The following is a 16,418-nucleotide window of genomic DNA, read 5'->3' on the forward strand; positions in this document are numbered from 1 at the left end:
CCATCGTAATGACGCGTCCCGAACCCTTGAGGAACCTGCAGTGAAAGCCATCGTCTTCGACAGCACCGACCGCTCCATCGACTACACCGACGTCGACCTCGCCGAGCCCGGACCCGGCGAGGTGCGCGTGCGCATCGCCGCCGCCGGCGTGTGCCACTCCGACCTCCACGTGCGCCGCAACGAGTGGGACGCCCCGTCGCCGCTGGTGATGGGCCACGAGGGCTCCGGCGTCGTCACCGCCGTCGGCCCGGGCGTCGCCACGCTCGCCGAGGGCGACCACGTCGTGCTCTCCTGGGTCGCTCCGTGCAACGAGTGCCGCTACTGCCTGGCCGGGCACGAGGCCCGCTGCCAGGTCGCCGCCAACATCGTCGCGCCCAACGGCGTGCTGCAGGACGGCACCTCCCGGCTGTCGATCGACGGCGAGCCCATCCACCACTACCTCGGCGTCTCGTCCTTCGCCGAGGAGGCGGTGGTCCCCGCCTCCGGCGCCATCAAGGTGCGCGACGACGCCCCGCTCGACGTCATCGCCCTCGTCGGCTGCGCCGTCGCGACCGGTGTCGGCGCGGTCACCAACACGGCCGCCGTCGAGCCCGGCTCCATCGTGGTCGTGATCGGCTGCGGCGGCGTGGGCCTCTCCGTCATCCAGGGCGCCCGTCTCGCCGGCGCCTCCCGCATCGTCGCCGTCGACGTCCGCGCCGAGAAGACCGCCCTCGCCCGCCGGCTCGGTGCCACGGACGAGATCGACGCCTCGAAGCAGGACGCCGTCGCGGCCCTGCACGAGATCCTCCCCGACGGCGTCGACTACGCGTTCGACGCGATCGGGAACACCGCCACCACCGAGCAGGCCATCCGCATGCTCGGCCTCGGCGGGGCCGCCGTCATCGTCGGCCTGCCCCCGACGGGCGCCCGCGCCTCGTTCGAGCCGCTCGTGCTCGCCGAGGCCGACCAGCGCATCCTGGGCTCCAACTACGGAAGCGTGCGGCCGTCGATCGACATCCCCGCGCTCGTCGACCGCTACATGGACGGCGACCTGGAGCTCGACCTGCTCGTCAGCGGACGCCGTCCGCTCGCCGAGGCCGAGCAGGCGCTCGACGCCCTGCAGGAGGGCACCGCGCTGCGCACCCTGCTCATCCCCTGAGCCGGAACGGCCCCGGCCGAGCGTCGCCACCCGCACCACCGCACCGTCCCCCGTACCGTCCTCTCCCCCCGAAAGGCAGGACACCGTTGTCTTCGACCGAAACCACCACCCCGGCACGCCCGGACGCGAGTGAGAGCGGCCTGCGCCGCGGCGCCATGGGCGGCGCCGAACTCGTCGCCCAGGCCATCGCCAACATCGCCCCCTCCGCCGTCATCGCCTTCACCGCAGCCGCGATCTTCGTCACGGCCGGCAAGGGCACCTGGCTGTCGTTCGCACTCGCGACCGTCGTCATCCTGGCCGTCGGCTACTGCATCTCGCAGTTCGCCAAGCGCCGCGCCTCCGCCGGCTCGCTCTACAACTACGCGGCGGCGGGCCTCGGGCCGTTCGGCGCCTTCCTGACCGGCCTCACCCTGGTGATCGGCTGCTTCGGCATCGCCGCCGGCTCGCTGAGCGGTGCGGTCATCCACTTCGGCGCGTTCCTCAACCAGGTCGGCGTCGGGATCAGCGGCGTCGCCGGGCAGGTCGTCATCGCGGTGGTGCTGGGCGGCCTGGCCGCGCTCTTCACCGTGTGGGGCGTGCGGGTCTCGGCCCGGGTCTCCCTGGTGCTCGAGATCGTCTCCGTCACGATCATCACGATCCTGCTCGTCATCGCCCTGGCGAACGCGGGCCCCGCCGCGTTCGACCCGTCGCAGTTCTCGCTCGAGGGCGTGGAGCCGCAGGGCGTCGCGATCGGCATGGTGCTCGCGATCCTCGGCTTCGTCGGGTTCTCCAGCGCCGACGCCCTGGGCCGGGAGGCGCGCAATCCGTTCAAGGCCATCCCGCGCGCCATCATGTGGAGCGCGCTCGGCGTCGGCGTGCTCTACGTCTTCGCCGCGTACACCCAGGTCGTCGTGCTCGGCGACAAGCTCGGGGAGTCGGTCAGCCCGCTGGACGACATCGCGACCATCGTGGGCCTGCCCAGCTGGTTCAACCCCATCCTGAACCTCGGCATCGCGGCCTCGTTCTTCGCCGTCGTCGTCGCCCCGCTGAACGTCATCGGGCGCATCGTCTACGTGATGGGCAAGGAGGGCGTGGCCCCGAAGTACCTCGGCACCACCCACGCCAAGCTACTCACCCCGCACCGCGCACTGCTCGTCTTCGCCCCTCTCGTCATCCTCGTGCCCGTCGTGCTGTACCTGTTCGGCGTGGACGCGAACGACGTCCTCGTCTGGGTCGACACCTTCGGCACGTTCGGCTACATGGTCGCCTACGCGGCCGTCGCCATCGCGGCCCCGATCTTCCTGCGCCGCATGGGCGTCAAGAACTGGTTGGTCTGGCCGTGCGTCGTGATCGCCGTCGGCGGGATGGCCTACGTGTTCTGGGTCAACGTCGTGCCGATCCCCGCCTTCCCGCTCAACATCATCCCGCTGCTGTTCCTCGTCGCCGTGATCGCCGGCGTGGGCCGCTACGCGTGGGTGAAGAAGAACCGGCCGGACGTCATCGACGCCATCGGCTCGACCGAGACCGACGTCCTGGAGGGCATCGGCTGACGTCTCGCGAGACCTCGGTATCCCCCAACCGAGGAGGCCCCGTCCGGTCGATCGTTCACGGTCCCGGGCGGGGCTTCTCGCTGTGCGGCGCGACCTCCGCGATGCGGCCGCTGTGGTTCGGGACGGTGGCGGCGGGGCGCCGCGGCGCGGTCGTCCCGTAGAGGCGCGGTCGTCCCGCGGAGGCGCAGTCGTCCCGAACGGGCGCGGTCGTCCCGCGGAGGTGCGGGGGCGGAGCGCTCAGTCGAGCAGGAGGGCGGGCTCCTCGATGATGGAGGCCACGTCGGCCAGGAAGCGCGAGGCCACGTCGCCGTCGACCACGCGGTGGTCGAACGAGGCGCCGACGGTCGTGACGTAGCGCGGGCGCACCTCGCCGTCGACGACCCACGGCTTCTGCTTGATCGTGCCGAGCGCGACGATGCCGACCTCGCCGGGGTTGAGGATGGGCGTGCCCGTGTCCATCCCGAACACGCCGATGTTGGTGATCGTGATGGTGCCGCCCGCCATCTCGGCAGGCGACGTCTTGCCGTCGCGCGCCGTCAGGGTGAGCTGCTCGAGGGACTTCGCCAGGTCGAGGAGCGTCATGCTCTGCGCCTCTTTGACGTTCGGGACGATCAGTCCGCGCGGCGTGGCCGCGGCGATGCCGAGGTTCACGTAGTGGCGGATGATGATCTCCTCGTCCGTCCACGTGGAGTTGACGGTGGGGTTGCGGCGCACGGCCCAGATGATCGCCTTCGCCACGATGAGCAGGGGGGAGATCTTGATGCCGACGAAGTCGGCCGAGTTCTTGAGGCGCTTGACGAACTCCATCGTGCGGGTGGCGTCCACGTCGACGAAGAGGCTGACGTGCGGGGCGCTGAAGGCGCTCGTGGTCATCGCGTTGGCGATCGCCTTGCGCACGCCCTTGACGGGGATCCGCTCCTCGCGGTCGTCCGGCCATTCCGGCGTCTGGATGTTGCGGAACACGCTCGCCTGGGTCGCCTCGCGCAGGACGTCGTCGCGGGTGACGTCACCGATCGGTCCGGTCGCGGTCACGGTCGTGAGGTCGACGCCGAGATCCTTCGCGAGCTTGCGGATCGGAGGCTTGGCGATCACGGGGGCACCGGTGGCGGCGGCGTGGCCGGCGGGCGCGTGCGCGCTCGGTGCCGCGGAAGCCGTAGCCGGCGCCGGAGCCGTCGCCGTCGGAGTCGCGGGAGCGTCCGCGGTCCCGGGAGCCTCCGCAGGCACGGGGGCCGTCGGAGTCGAGGGCGCGGGAGGGGCGATCGGCGCCTGGGTCGCGACCGGCAGCGCCGCGGTCCCCGGGTGGGTGACCCGACGGCGCCGGCTGGTGCCGTGGCCGGCGGAGCCGTAGCCCACGAGCACCGCGCCGGGCTTCGGCTCGTCGGCCTCGTGCGACACGCTGGCCGCCGTGTCCGCGGCGGCCTCGGCCACCTCGCTCACCGGGGCGACGGGAGCGTCGGAACCGGCCTCGCCGGTGACCGTGATGATCGGGGTACCGACCTCGACCGTCTGGCCCTCGGACACCAGCAGCGCGCCCACCGTCCCCTCGAACGGCGACGGCAGCTCGACGAGCGACTTCGCGGTCTCGATCTCGACGATCACCTGGTTGACCGCGACGGGCTCGCCCGGCGCCACCTTCCACGAGACGATCTCGGCCTCGGTCAGACCCTCGCCCACATCGGGCAGCAGGAACTGGGACTCGCTCATGTGCGACTTCTTTCGGTTGGCGCGCTCAGTAGGCGAGCGCGCGGTCGACGGCCTCGAGGATGCGGTCGGCGTCGGGAAGGTAGACCTCTTCGAGCTTCGCCGGCGGGAAGGGGGTGTCGAACCCGGCCACCCGCAGCACGGGGGACTCCAGCGAGTAGAAGGCGCGCTCGGCGACGGTCGCCGCGATTTCGGAGCCGACGGACACGTTGCCCGGTGCCTCCTGCGCGACGATGAGGCGGCCGGTCTTCTGCACCGACTGGACGACGGGCCCGTAGTCCACGGGGGAGAGCGAGCGCAGGTCGACGACCTCGATGCTCCGGCCCTCTTCGGCGGCGAGCTCGGCGGCACGCAACGCGACGCTGACCATTCCGGCCCACGCGACGACCGTGACATCGGTGCCGGTGCGGACGACGCGGCTGGCGTGCAGCGGGGTCGCGTTCTCGACCAGGTCGACCTCGCCCTTGGGCCAGTAGCGGCTCATCGGCTCGAAGAAGATGACCGGGTCGTCCGACTGGATGGCCTCCTGGATCATCCAATAGGCGTCGTGCGGCGTCGAGGGCGCGACGATCCGCAGGCCGGCCGTGTGGGCGAAGTACGCCTCCGGAGCCTCCTGATGGTGCTCGACCGCGCCGATGTGCCCGCCGTGCGGGATGCGGATCACGATCGGCATCGAGATCGCACCGCTGTGCCGGTTCGTCATCTTGGCGAGCTGCGTGGTGATCTGATCGAAGCCGGGGAACACGAATCCGTTGAACTGGATCTCGACGACCGGGCGGTAGCCGCGCATGGCGAGGCCGATCGCGGTGCCGACGATGCCGGCCTCGGCGAGCGGGGTGTCCACCACACGCCGCGGGCCGAACTCCTGCTGCAACCCCTCGGTCACCCGGAACACGCCGCCCAGCGGGCCGACGTCCTCACCGAGGATGAGGACCTTCGGGTCGTCGGCGAGCGCGCGGCGCAGTCCGGCGTTCAGCGCCTTCACCAGCGGCAGGTTCTGCACCGGAGCCTCCGGAGCGGCGGGAGCGGACGCCTCGGCCGCGGGCGCGGCAGGTTCCGGAGCGGACGCGGAGTCGGCCGTCGCGTCCGCATCGGCCTCGCCGGCGGTCGCGGCCACGGCCTCAGCCGTCGCGTCGTCGATCGAGAACTCGCGCGTCCACTCCTGCTCCGCGACGTGCTCCTCGAGCACGCGGGCGCCGGGGTCGCTCTCGACGATCTCGACCACATCGATCGCCTCCGTGTCGGCCAGCGGCTCGGCCGCGGCGTCGTGCGCGCCGTGGCCGTCCTGGTCGTCGATCAGCTCGGCCTCCACGTAGTCGGCCTCACTCCTCACGTCGCTCACGCGTCACCTCCGAAGGACGACTCGTACTCTTCGAGCCAGCGCCGCTGCTCGTCCATCACCGGGTGCGGTTCACTGTAGACGTTGTCGAACAGCGTCCCGATGGGCGGCGGCCCCAGCTGCAGCGTGCGTCGGCGCACGTCGGCGGCCAGGTCGGCCGCCTCCTCGTCCGCGCTGTCGAAGAACGCCTGACCCACGCCCTGCTGCTCCAGGAACACCCGGAAGCGCAGGATCGGGTCGCGTTCCGCCCAGTAGGCGGTCTCTTCGTCGGTGCGGTACTTCGTCGGGTCGTCGCTCGAGGTGTGCGCACCGATGCGGTACGTCAACGCCTCGATCATGCTCGGCCCCTCGCCGTTGCGCGCGTCGTCCAGGTGCTTGGCGGTGACCGCGTACGAGGCGAGGACGTCGTTGCCGTCCACCTGCACGCCCGGGATGCCGAAGCCGCTGGAGCGCAGGTACAGCGGAGTGCGCGACTGCGTGGACACCGGGACGGAGATCGCCCACTGGTTGTTCTGCAGGAAGAAGACCTGCGGGGTCTGGTAGCTCGCAGCGAAGACGAATGCTTCGCTCACGTCGCCCTGGCTGGTCGCGCCGTCGCCGAAGTAGGCGATGACGGCGGCGTCCTTCTGCGGGTCGCCCGTGCCGACGGCGCCGTCGAACGCGATGCCCATCGCATAGCCGGTCGCGTGCAGCGTCTGCGATCCGATCACCAACGTGTAGAGGTGGAAGTTGTTCACCGCCGGGTCGGTCGGATCCCAGCCGCCGTGCGTGACACCGCGGAGCAGGGCGAGGATCCCGACGGGATCGATGCCGCGCACCATGCCCACCACATGCTCGCGGTAGGAGGGGAAGAGGTGGTCCTGGGGCTTCGCCGCGTGTGCGGAGCCGACCTGGGCGCCCTCCTGGCCGATGCTCGGGACCCACAGACCGAGCTGGCCCTGCCGCTGCAGGTTCGCCGCCTCGATGTCGAAGGCCCGCACGCGCACCATGTCGCGGTAGAAGCGCCGGTAGTCGTCCTCGTCGAGCCGCTCCAGGTAAGGGAGGTACTCGCCGGCCGCTTCACTCGGCTGGAACCGGCCGTCCGCTGTCAGCAGCTGGACGGTGTTCGCCGGGCGCGGGGTATCGTTCGTCGCAACCACCGTTCTAACCTAACCGCTTGGCAGGGTGGTCATTTGGCAGGTTCCGCACAAGATCGGCGGTCACCTCAAGGAGATTATCCACAGATTCCTGCTCTCCCACACTGATCCGGATGCCCTCACCGGCGAATGCACGCACGGTCAGCCCGGCATCGAAGAAGGCCTCGTTCGCGACGTCGGTCTGCGCGCCGGTCGCGAGCCAGACGAAGTTGCCCTGTGCCTCCGGGACGACCCATCCCTGCGCGACCAGCGCATCCCTCAGCTGATCGCGCCGCATGGCGATGCGGGCGACCCGCTCCATGAGCTCGTCCTCCGCCTCGATGGAGGCGATGGCCGCGACGCGCGCGGCGTCTGTGACCGACAGGGGGATGGCCGCCGAGCGCGCCGCATCCAGCACGGCGGCCGGACCGACGGCGTAGCCGATCCGCAGCGCGGCCAGGCCGTACGCCTTCGAGAACGTGCGGAGGACGACGAGGTTCGGGTAGCGCGAGAGCAGCGGGATGCCGTCCACGGAGGTGTCGTCGGTGACGAACTCGTAGTAGGCCTCGTCCAGCAGCACGAGGAGGTCGGCCGGGACCGCCGCCATGAAGGCCTCGAACTCGTGCGCCGTCACGACCGGACCGGTCGGATTGTTCGGTGTGCAGACGATGACGACGCGGGTGCGCTCGGTGATCGCCGCCGCCATGGCCGCGAGATCGTGCCCGCCGTCGGCGCGGTTCGGGATCTGGACGCTCGTCGCTCCCGCGACGGTGACCAGCCCCGGGTAGGCCTCGAACGAGCGCCACGCGTAGACGACCTCGTCGCCGGTCCCGGCCGCGGCCGAGATGAGCTGTGCGAGCAGGGCCACCGAGCCGCTGCCCAGGTGCACCTGCCCGGCTTCGATGCCGTGCCGCTGCGCCAGGAGCTCCCGCAGGTCGCCACCGCCCGCATTCGGGTAGCGATTCAGGTCGCCCAGCGTGGCGGCCACGGCCTGCACGACGGCGGGGAGCGGGGGATACGGGTTCTCGTTGCTCGACAGCTTGAAGCCGTCCGCCGGTGCGGCCCGTCCCTGCCGGTAGGCGGGGACCGCCACGATCTCCGGCCGGAGCTTCACGCCGAGCGCGTCTTCGGAAGTCACCTGACCAACTTAGTCTCGCCCGCATTCCGGCGGGGGAATTCCTTCGCTCCCTGGCGCGAGGCCGTGAGCGAACACGCGCCCCTGTTCTCCGATATGCCCGGCCTGGGATGATGGGCCCATGCGATTCCTGCTCAAGGTCATCATCAACGCCCTGGCGCTCTGGCTCACGACGCTCATCGTCAGCGGCGTCACCGTGCACCCGTACGAGGACACCACCTCCGCGACCGTGCTGACGTACCTGCTCATCGCCGTCATCTTCGGAGTGGTGAACGCGGTCATCGGGACGGCGATCCGCGTCGTCGCGTTCCCGCTCTACATCCTGACCCTCGGCCTGATCTCCCTGGTGGTGAACGCCCTCCTGCTGCTCATCGTGTCGTGGATCAGCGACGCGATGGGCTTCGGGCTGCACGTGGACGGCTTCTGGGCCGGCGTGCTCGGGGCGCTGGTGCTCGGCATCATCGCGTGGCTGTTCGGGCTCATCGTCCGCCCCAACCGCAGCTGACGCCCGCGGGAGCGCGCGGGACGCGGTGATGGGAGAATAGGCGGCGAACCCCACACGCCGATCCTCGCGAGGAGCCCCATGACCGCCCTGCCTCCCCAGCCGCTGAGCCCTCTGGACGGCCGCTACCGCTCCGCCGTCGTCGATCTGGGCGACCACCTCTCGGAGGCGGGCCTCAACCGGGCGCGCGTGCAGGTCGAGGTCGAGTGGCTGATCTACCTCACCGGGCACCGGATGTTCGGCTCGTCCCCGCTGACCGCGGAGCAGATCCGCTCGTTGCGGACCCTCGCCGACGGCTTCGGCCAGCCGGAGATCGACCGGCTCGCCGAGCTGGAGGCGACCACCAAGCACGACGTGAAGGCGGTCGAGTACCTGGTCCGCGAGCGCCTCCACGCGCTCGGCCTGGACCACATCGCCGAGCTGACGCACTTCGCGGCCACCAGCGAGGACATCAACAACCTCTCGTACGCGCTCACCGTCAGCGCTGCGGTCAACCGGGTCTGGCTGCCCAAATTCCGCGCCGTGGTGGCCGAGCTGCGCGCACAGGCCCTGCAGTACCGCGACGAAGCGATGCTCGCCCGCACCCACGGTCAGCCGGCGACGCCGACGACCATGGGCAAGGAGCTCGCGGTCTTCGTGCACCGCCTGGAGCGCATCCGCAAGCAGGTCGAGCAGACCGAGTACCTCGGCAAGTTCAGCGGAGCCACGGGAACGTTCGCCGCTCACCTCGTCGCCGACCCGGGCGCGGACTGGCCGCGCATCTCGCGCGAGTTCGTCAGCAGCCTCGGCCTCGACTGGAACCCGCTCACCACCCAGATCGAGTCGCACGACTGGCAGGCGGAGCTCTACGCCCGCATCTCCCACGCCAACCGTGTGCTGCACAACCTGTGCACCGATCTGTGGACCTACATCTCCCTCGGCTACTTCCGCCAGGTGCCCGAGCCCGGCGCCACCGGGTCCTCGACGATGCCGCACAAGGTCAATCCGATCCGCTTCGAGAACGCCGAGGCCAACCTGGAGCTCTCCAGCGCGGTGCTGGACTCGCTCGCGCAGACCCTGGTCACCAGCCGCCTGCAGCGCGACCTGACCGATTCCACCACGCAGCGCAACATCGGCGTCGGTCTCGGCCACTCCGTCCTCGCACTGGACAACATCCAGCGTGGCCTCGGTCAGATCTCGCTCGATCGCGACGCCCTCGCCGCCGACCTCGGCGCGAACTGGGAGGTGCTCGCCGAGGCCATCCAGACCGTGATCCGCGCCGAGGTCACCGCCGGTCGCTCGACGATCACCGACCCCTACGCGCTGCTCAAGGAGCTGACGCGCGGCAAGCGGGTCGACCACGCCGGACTGACCGAGTTCGTGAACGGCCTCGACATCAGCCAGGCGGCGAAGAACCGACTGCTCGAGCTCACTCCCGCGGGATACGTCGGTCTCGCTTCGGAGCTGGTTGCCCTGCTCTGACCGTCCGCCCTTCGCACACGCGAGAGGCCGCCGGCGTGCTGCCGGCGGCCTCTCGCGCGGAGGAGACCCGCAGACCTGCAGATCCGCGGCTCCCGGCGGGTCAGTGGCCCGAGGGCTTGTCCTTGTCGCGGGACTCCGCGTCCTGCTCCAGGATGTCCTCCACCTCGGCCGCGTTCGGCTTGAACGCCAGCGCGAAGAGCGCCATGAGAACGAGCGCGAGGATGAACGCCACCCCGAAGAAGATGCCGGCGAGGAGGAACTCGCGCGTCGCCATCAGGACGATGAGTCCGGTGAAGATGCCGAGGCCGCCCGAGATGCCGAGCAGTTCGGCGGGGAGGAAGCGGTCACGGCGGGTCGGCTGGAGGCTGGAGGTCACGCTGGGGTCTTTCTTTCGACGCTTGGTCACGATGCCTCCGTCCGGCCCACGGCCTCGGGGGAGCGGCCGGCCGAGCGGAGCGACACGGCGCCGATGCCCTGGAAGACGCCGACGATGACGGCCCAGGCACCGAAGAGGCCGACGGCGAGCAGCGCGTCGGCGGGGACGAGGAGGAGCACCAGTGCGAGCACGGCGGTGAGGGCGCCCGTCACCAGCCAGTCGCGGGCGGCCGCGTCGCGACCGCGATCGCGCAGGCCGCTGTAGAGCTCGAGGAAGCCGGTCAGCGCGCCCCACACCGTGACGAGGTAGAGGAACAGGCCGAGTCCGCTGCCCGCGAGGGCGAGGGCGAGCACACCGGCGATGACGCCGATGGCGCCCTGGATGACGAAGAGCGTGCGCGTGAGGCTGCGCGGGCCGACCAGCAGGGTCAGCACGGCGGTCGCGAGGCCGTCGGCGATCGCGAAGGCGCCGAAGACGATCAGCCCGAAGACCGGGGTGTGCGCCCCCTGGGTGAAGGTGACGACGACGGCCGTGACGAGCGCGATGACGGCGCGCACGGCGGGGACGACCCAGTACCGGCTCGGAGTCTGAATCCCCTGGATCTGGGCTGGAACGGCGGGTGCCACTCGGCGACCTCTCTCATACAGGTTTCCCGTCCAGTCTAGCCGTGGCGTACCTGCGCGTTTGCCGCGCGCGGACGTCCTCGCCCGGCCTCGCCGGCCGATATCGCCGGCGCGTCCCGGCAGAGGACGCCGCCCACGACCCCGATCGCCGACCGTCTGAGGTTCTTCACGATCAGAGCGGCGCGGCCAGCGCGACGCGGGCCGGGAGTCTGGTCAGTGCGCGGCGGGCCGGCGGAGATGCGGGCGGTGGGCGCGGCGCGAGGCGGAGTCGTCCGGCGTCTCCCGGCCGGACCAGATCACGACGGCGGCGACCCCCCCGATCACCAGGAGGAACGCCCCGGTCGGTGTGATCTGGTCGGCGAACCCGTGCTGGGCGGACAGCGCCGAGACGATCCCGGCCGCGACACCGGCGACCGAGACCACGGCGAACGCGTACGAGAGCGCACGAGCGGCGCCGGTCTGCACGAGTCCCGTCACGATGAGCGCCGCGGCGGCGATCAGCCAGACGGCCGCGAGGGGGAAGGCGAGCGCGAGACCGATCGTGTCCCGGAGCAGCAGCCCGGGGACGAGGTAGACGATGGCGGAGGCGAGCACCAGCACGGCGCCGAGTCCGAGGTAGCCGAGGAGGCGCGAGCGCTCCGTCCGCAGACGCTCCAGGGGGGCGCGCAGCGCCGTCCAGGTGAACGCCAGGGAGAACGCGACCACCGCGAGTGCGACCGCGCCTGCGCTCTGCAGGAGGGGGAGGAGGATCGTGTCCATCCATCCATTGAACCCGGAAGCCGGCGCGAGCGCGTCATCCCGCAGGATGATCCGCACACGTCCGGTCCCCGGCGGCCTGTCCGCCGACGATCGAGGGCCGCCCCTGCTGGGACGGCCCTCGATCGTTGCGCGTGTGGCGCAGCGGCGCTACGCGTCCCGGCGCATCCCGCGCCGGCGGACCAGCACCAGCGCAGCACCCAGCGTGAGCAGGGTGCCCCCGAGGGCGACGAACACTCCGATCGCCGGGCTGGATCCCGTCGACGCGAGCACCGGGTCGCCGGCGATGGGGGTGCCCGTCACCGTGACGGTGAGCTGCGACGTGGAGGCGGCGAACGATGCGTCTCCGCTGTACCGGGCGGTGACCGCGTGCGACCCCGCACCCAGCGCGGTGGTCGTGCAGGAGGTGGTCGGCAGCGTCGCCACGCAGAGCGTGCGGCCTCCCGCGTCGGTGAACGTCACCGTGCCGGTCGCGCCCGCCGGGAGCCCGGTCGCGGTGAGCGTCACCGCGCCGCGGGCGAACGCATGCCGCGCCGCGACCGCTGTCGGCTGCGGGGCGATCACCAGGGTGAAGGGCGACCCGGTCGCCGGCTCGTGGTTGTCGTCGCCGCTGTACACCGCACGGACGATGTAGGTCCCGCCCGGGAGGTCGCCCGGGATCGTGCAGGTCGTGTCGGGGAGGGTCGCCGTGCACAGGACCGTGCCGTCGTCGGTGACGAAGGAGATCGTCCCCGTCGCGTCGTCGGGCAGGCCGTCGACCTCCACATCGGTCGGGTCGCCGTGCGTGACGGTGACCGTCCCCGGCCCGTTGCCCCCGGTTCCGCCGCCGGAGCCGGGTCCGTTGCCGATGGTGGAGACCGCCTTGCTGACGGTGAGCGTCGCCTCCGCCGAGGTGGCCGCGGCGTAGACGCCGTCACCCGAGTACGCCACGGTCACCGGGTACTCGCCGGCCGCGAGGGTCGTGGCCGTCGGGCAGCTGGTCACCGGGAGCGTGGTCGTGCAGAGCGTGGTGGTCCCGGTCGTGAAGGTCAGCGTCCCGGTCGCGGCACCGGGCAGCCCGGTTGCGGACAGCGTCGCGGCGGTCCCGTACGGCACCTCGGTCGGGGCGACCGCGAGTGCGACGGAGGTGGACACCTTCGTCACGGTGAGCGTGAGCCGCGCGCGGTCGGCGTCGGTGACGGCGACGTGGTCGCCGTCACCGCTGTAGCCGACCAGCACGGTCCGGGTGCCGATGTCGCCCGCCGACATGGTGCAACTGGCGGTTCCGGCGGCGATGGTCGCCGTGCAGATGGCCTCGCCGCTCTCCTCGTCGGTGAAGGTCACGGTCCCGGTGGGTGCGGTCGGTCCGTTGCCGGTCGGTGTCGTCGAGACGACCGTCGCGGTGAGCGTCGCCGTCGCGCCGTGCTCGACCGTGACGTCGCCCGCGCTGACGCGCACCGGCTGCTTCAGCACCGTGAGGGAGCCCGACGTCGTCACGACCTCGGCGTCGGTCGAGGCGACGACGGTCGAGATGGTCGCGGTCCGCGCCGTCCCCGACACGGTGAAGGGGATCGCCAGGGTCGGCAGCGCGGTCCCCGGCTGGATCGGCAGGGCGGGGTCCACTGCGAAGTCGCAGGTGGCGATCTGTCCGCTGACCGTGCAGGTCCACCCGTCCGGCAGGTCGGTCGGGGCGGACGGCTGCACGTTCGTGGGGAAGGTCGTGGTCGCACGGACCAGCTGCGACTCCGTGCCTCCCGCGGACGTCACGGTCGGCGTCACCGTGTACGTGCCGCTGCCGCCGTGCGCCACGGACGTGTCGCCGCCGGAGGACGCGGCGAGCACGGGCACGGGGCCGGCGGCGGTCTTGGCCTCCAGGTAGTTGACCTCGTGGATGTCCGATGCCCCGCCGGTGCCGGCGACCCACCCGTAGGTGAGCTTGTACGGGTAGCCCGTCTTCGGGTCGATCCAGGACGCCGGGACGGCGGCCGCGTTGCCGGCCGGCGCGAGCGTCGGCAGCGCGCCGGCGAGCACCTGCTGGGAGCCGCCGATCGGCGTGAAGATGACGGCGAACCGCCCGGCGCCGACCGTCACCGACGTCGCGCGCTGCGCGGTGATCGCGTCGGCCGTCGGGTTGATGACGATCTCGACCGGCACCTTCGCATCTGCGCGGCCGGCCGCACCGGCCTTGCTCAGCGAGCCGGTGAGGGGGGTGTTGGCCGTCGACGTGACGACGCAGTAGCCGTTCGTGCCGTTGCCGGGGCCGCGCACGGTGACGCTGTCCGGGTAGCGGACGCGCGTGGGGGTGGTGCTGCAGCCGTTCCCCTCGAAGTCGGGGTGGTTGAAGTTGCCGTAGCGGTCGAGGCCGATGCCGAGGTAGGCGTGTGCGAGGCCGCTGCCGGTCTTCGTGCCGCTGTAGCCCAGCGAGCCTCCCAGCATTCCGATCTGCGTGGGCACGGCCGGGTTGTACGGGTCGGTCGCTGCCAGGTAGAACACGATGCCGTCCGCGGTGATGCCCGTCTGGTCGGCGGTGCCGTTGTACTGGTAGCTGTCGAAGATGGCGTCGATGCCCTTGGTGATCGGCACGGACTGCTTCGCCCCGACGCCGCCGGTCTGGTTGAGCGTCGCCGAGGTCAGGCGCAGGGCGCCCTTCGTGTCCGGGTCCGGCGTTCCGCCGCATCCCGGAATGGAGTCGGCGGCGGTGACCGTCGTCGTGGTGCGCGCGGTCAGGCAGGCCTTGTTCGTGCCGGAGGGCGCGCCCGGCAGCGTGTAGCCGCTGCCGGCGGTCGTGCCGGTGAAGCCTTCGTTGACGAAGGTGGTCTGGGCGGGAGGCTGCGGATCGGCGTACGACGCCGGCGCCCCGGTCAGGACGAGGGCGGCGACGCCGACGGAGGCGACCACGGAGAGGACGGTGCGGGTGACGGGATGTGCCGTCGGCAGGGCGCGACGGTCGTCTGTTTTCGGGCGCAAAGAAACCCCAGCGGGAAAGGCGGCGCGCGAGCGCGCCGGAATCGGGTATCGGGTAGAGCGGCCCCCACGTCCCGGCCCGGTCGGGAACGACCCGGTCGATGGCGACTTCGATGCTCAGTCGTTATGACATTAGTGAACTCTCAGAGTTCGCAGCACGCGGAATCGCCTCTTTTCCCTCGAATTGGGGGCACCCGGGGCGACGCTGCGATCAGATGCGTTCCGGCAGTCGGCGCTGCAGCAGCGTCAGCCCGGCCGACGCGATCAGCGCGAGCACGCTCGGGGCGAGGAAGACGAGCGGGAGCCCCAGCGACGCCACGCCCACCCCGCCGATCAGGCCGCCGAGGGCCGAGCTGATGGCGGGTGCGCTGATGAAGATCGCCGACGCCGTCGCGACCGCTCCCGGGAGCAGCCGCTGCGCGACGATGATCCCGAGCCCGGCGAACGCGCCCCACACGCCGCCCATCAAGACCTGCGCGGCGAAGAGCCCGACCGCGGATCCACTGAGTGCGAAGAGGAGATTCGCGCCCACACCGAACAGCGCGCCGAACACCATCAGGGGGATCATCCCGGTGCGCCGGGCGACGACCACCGCGACCGGCATGAGGATGAGCTCCACCAGGGGCTGGATGCCGATGATCGCCCCGCTCAGCACCGGCGGATACCCCTGCTGATCCATGTAGATCGGGAGGAAGGCGTACTTGATCGGCTCCCCGGCGTACACCAGCACGTAGAGACCGGTGAACACCAGCAGCGGCACCATCGCCCGGAGCGACACGGGCGTGTGCGTCTTCGGGGCGTCGGCGGCGACGACGGCGGCGGCCGGGGGCTGCTGGCGGTCCCGGAGCGTGCCCAAGGGGATGATCTGCGCCAGCGTGCAGAGCGCGGTGGCGACCAGCATCGCCCGCAACCCGAGCTGCGCGCCGAGGAAGGAGCCGGCGACCGGGCCAACCACCCAGCCGAGCGTCAGCGACATGCGCACGAACGAGACGACGCCGTCGCTCGCGGTCGTCGGGTTCGCCGTGAGCTCGTCGTGCAGGGCGGCGAACAGCTGCGAGGTCGCCGCTCCGGCGACGCCGAGGATGAGGGCGCTGATGACGAACGGCATCCACAGCTGCGTCGAGAACGCGATCGCCAGCCAGCCGGCGAAACCCACGACGGCGCAGATGCGGAACGGGCCCAGGCGACGCCCGGACCGGTCGGAACGGCGGCCGACGAGGTAGCCGGCGACCGGCGCGGTCAGATTGGTGAGGTAGTAGAGACCGGCGACGGTCAGGGAGCCGCCGAGGTCGTCGACCAGGAAACGGGCGATCTGCGGAGCCGCCGCCGAGAAGCCGAGACCCGACAGGAAGAGTGCCAGCGTGGCACCGCGGTAGAGCGGCGTGCTGAGCACGACCCGCAGCGTCGATGGCGCGCGTGTCACCGGGACCGTCATGCTCTCTCTCCTTCATCGCAGAGCGGCGGTCTCCATGAGAACCAGCCAAACCTAGTGCTGCAAGGTTTTCGAGTCTAGGGGATGAGAGAGCGTTGTGTACAGGTGTACATCATGTGATGTCGGCGCCTGATCGTGGGCGCGGACCACGTGGAGTGTAGGTTCTTGCGCTATCTGTCCAAAGCGCCCGCGGAATTCTTCGGCTTTATCGCCTACATGTCCACGGGCGCTGCCAGCTTTTCTCACTGAAGTTGTCCAAAACCGCAGCCACTTGGCATCGCGCCCGGGAAGATGAGCTGTGGAACGCACGATCGACTTCTACCGCAAGCGTCACATGCTCTGTGCACGGTGCGGGTTGACGTGGCTGG

13 protein-coding genes are annotated in these 16,418 nt (G+C 71.1%); 4 read left to right on the top strand and 9 right to left on the bottom strand.

The window, feature by feature from the left end; translation table 11 throughout:
• Positions 1-40 precede the first annotated feature (40 nt).
• Both U870_RS0113935 and U870_RS0113940 read left to right on the top strand, forming a co-directional pair.
• On the top strand, positions 41-1,138 hold the full coding sequence (locus U870_RS0113935) for a zinc-binding dehydrogenase (RefSeq protein WP_025157997.1): 1,098 nt from the start codon (positions 41-43) through the stop codon (positions 1,136-1,138).
• A gap of 86 nt (positions 1,139-1,224) precedes the next feature.
• Positions 1,225-2,667 carry an APC family permease gene (locus tag U870_RS0113940; RefSeq protein ID WP_025157998.1) on the top strand — a complete coding sequence of 481 codons (1,443 nt, stop codon included), beginning with the start codon at positions 1,225-1,227 and terminating at the stop codon, positions 2,665-2,667.
• A 237-nt stretch (positions 2,668-2,904) separates the two neighbouring features.
• Here U870_RS0113940 and U870_RS0113945 read toward each other — a convergent pair whose 3' ends face one another.
• The 4 genes from U870_RS0113945 to U870_RS0113960 form a co-directional block, all read right to left on the bottom strand.
• On the bottom strand, positions 2,905-4,371 hold the full coding sequence (locus U870_RS0113945) for a dihydrolipoamide acetyltransferase family protein (RefSeq protein ID WP_025157999.1): 1,467 nt from the start codon (positions 4,369-4,371) through the stop codon (positions 2,905-2,907).
• Between the two features lie 25 nt (positions 4,372-4,396).
• Entirely contained in the window at positions 4,397-5,362 is a 966-nt protein-coding gene (locus tag U870_RS0113950; RefSeq protein WP_029947623.1) for a transketolase C-terminal domain-containing protein, read from the bottom strand.
• A gap of 344 nt (positions 5,363-5,706) precedes the next feature.
• A complete protein-coding gene (pdhA, locus tag U870_RS0113955) occupies positions 5,707-6,846 on the bottom strand; it encodes a pyruvate dehydrogenase (acetyl-transferring) E1 component subunit alpha (RefSeq protein ID WP_025158001.1) in 1,140 nt (379 codons plus the stop codon).
• 4 nt (positions 6,847-6,850) lie between these two features.
• Positions 6,851-7,960 (bottom strand): histidinol-phosphate transaminase, encoded by a 1,110-nt coding sequence (locus U870_RS0113960; protein ID WP_025158002.1) that lies wholly within the window; start codon positions 7,958-7,960, stop codon positions 6,851-6,853.
• A gap of 118 nt (positions 7,961-8,078) precedes the next feature.
• Here U870_RS0113960 and U870_RS0113965 point away from each other — a divergent pair, with 118 nt between their 5' ends.
• A complete protein-coding gene (locus U870_RS0113965) occupies positions 8,079-8,462 on the top strand; it encodes a phage holin family protein (RefSeq protein ID WP_025158003.1) in 384 nt (127 codons plus the stop codon).
• A 78-nt stretch (positions 8,463-8,540) separates the two neighbouring features.
• The gene (gene purB, locus U870_RS0113970; protein WP_025158004.1) at positions 8,541-9,920 is read left to right on the top strand and encodes an adenylosuccinate lyase; all 1,380 of its coding nucleotides are present in this window, start codon (positions 8,541-8,543) and stop codon (positions 9,918-9,920) included.
• A 100-nt stretch (positions 9,921-10,020) separates the two neighbouring features.
• Here the strand turns inward: purB and U870_RS0113975 are convergent, their stop codons facing one another.
• The 5 genes from U870_RS0113975 to U870_RS0113995 form a co-directional block, all read right to left on the bottom strand.
• Positions 10,021-10,326 (bottom strand): hypothetical protein, encoded by a 306-nt coding sequence (locus U870_RS0113975; RefSeq protein ID WP_052357714.1) that lies wholly within the window; start codon positions 10,324-10,326, stop codon positions 10,021-10,023.
• The gene (locus tag U870_RS0113980; RefSeq protein ID WP_025158006.1) at positions 10,323-10,922 is read right to left on the bottom strand and encodes a DUF308 domain-containing protein; all 600 of its coding nucleotides are present in this window, start codon (positions 10,920-10,922) and stop codon (positions 10,323-10,325) included. The genes U870_RS0113975 and U870_RS0113980 overlap by 4 nt, the downstream gene beginning before the upstream one ends.
• Before the next feature lie 210 nt (positions 10,923-11,132).
• Complete coding sequence (locus U870_RS0113985; protein ID WP_025158007.1) at positions 11,133-11,678, bottom strand: hypothetical protein; 546 nt, start codon at positions 11,676-11,678, stop codon at positions 11,133-11,135.
• 147 nt (positions 11,679-11,825) lie between these two features.
• The gene (locus U870_RS0113990; RefSeq protein ID WP_162819157.1) at positions 11,826-14,621 is read right to left on the bottom strand and encodes an Ig-like domain repeat protein; all 2,796 of its coding nucleotides are present in this window, start codon (positions 14,619-14,621) and stop codon (positions 11,826-11,828) included.
• Between the two features lie 208 nt (positions 14,622-14,829).
• Positions 14,830-16,053 carry an MFS transporter gene (locus U870_RS0113995; protein WP_025158009.1) on the bottom strand — a complete coding sequence of 408 codons (1,224 nt, stop codon included), beginning with the start codon at positions 16,051-16,053 and terminating at the stop codon, positions 14,830-14,832.
• Positions 16,054-16,418: the final 365 nt, after the last annotated feature.

It is taken from the genome of Leifsonia aquatica H1aii (genome assembly GCF_000633535.1).
In the GTDB taxonomy this organism is placed as follows: Bacteria; Actinomycetota; Actinomycetes; order Actinomycetales; family Microbacteriaceae; genus Leifsonia; species Leifsonia aquatica_A.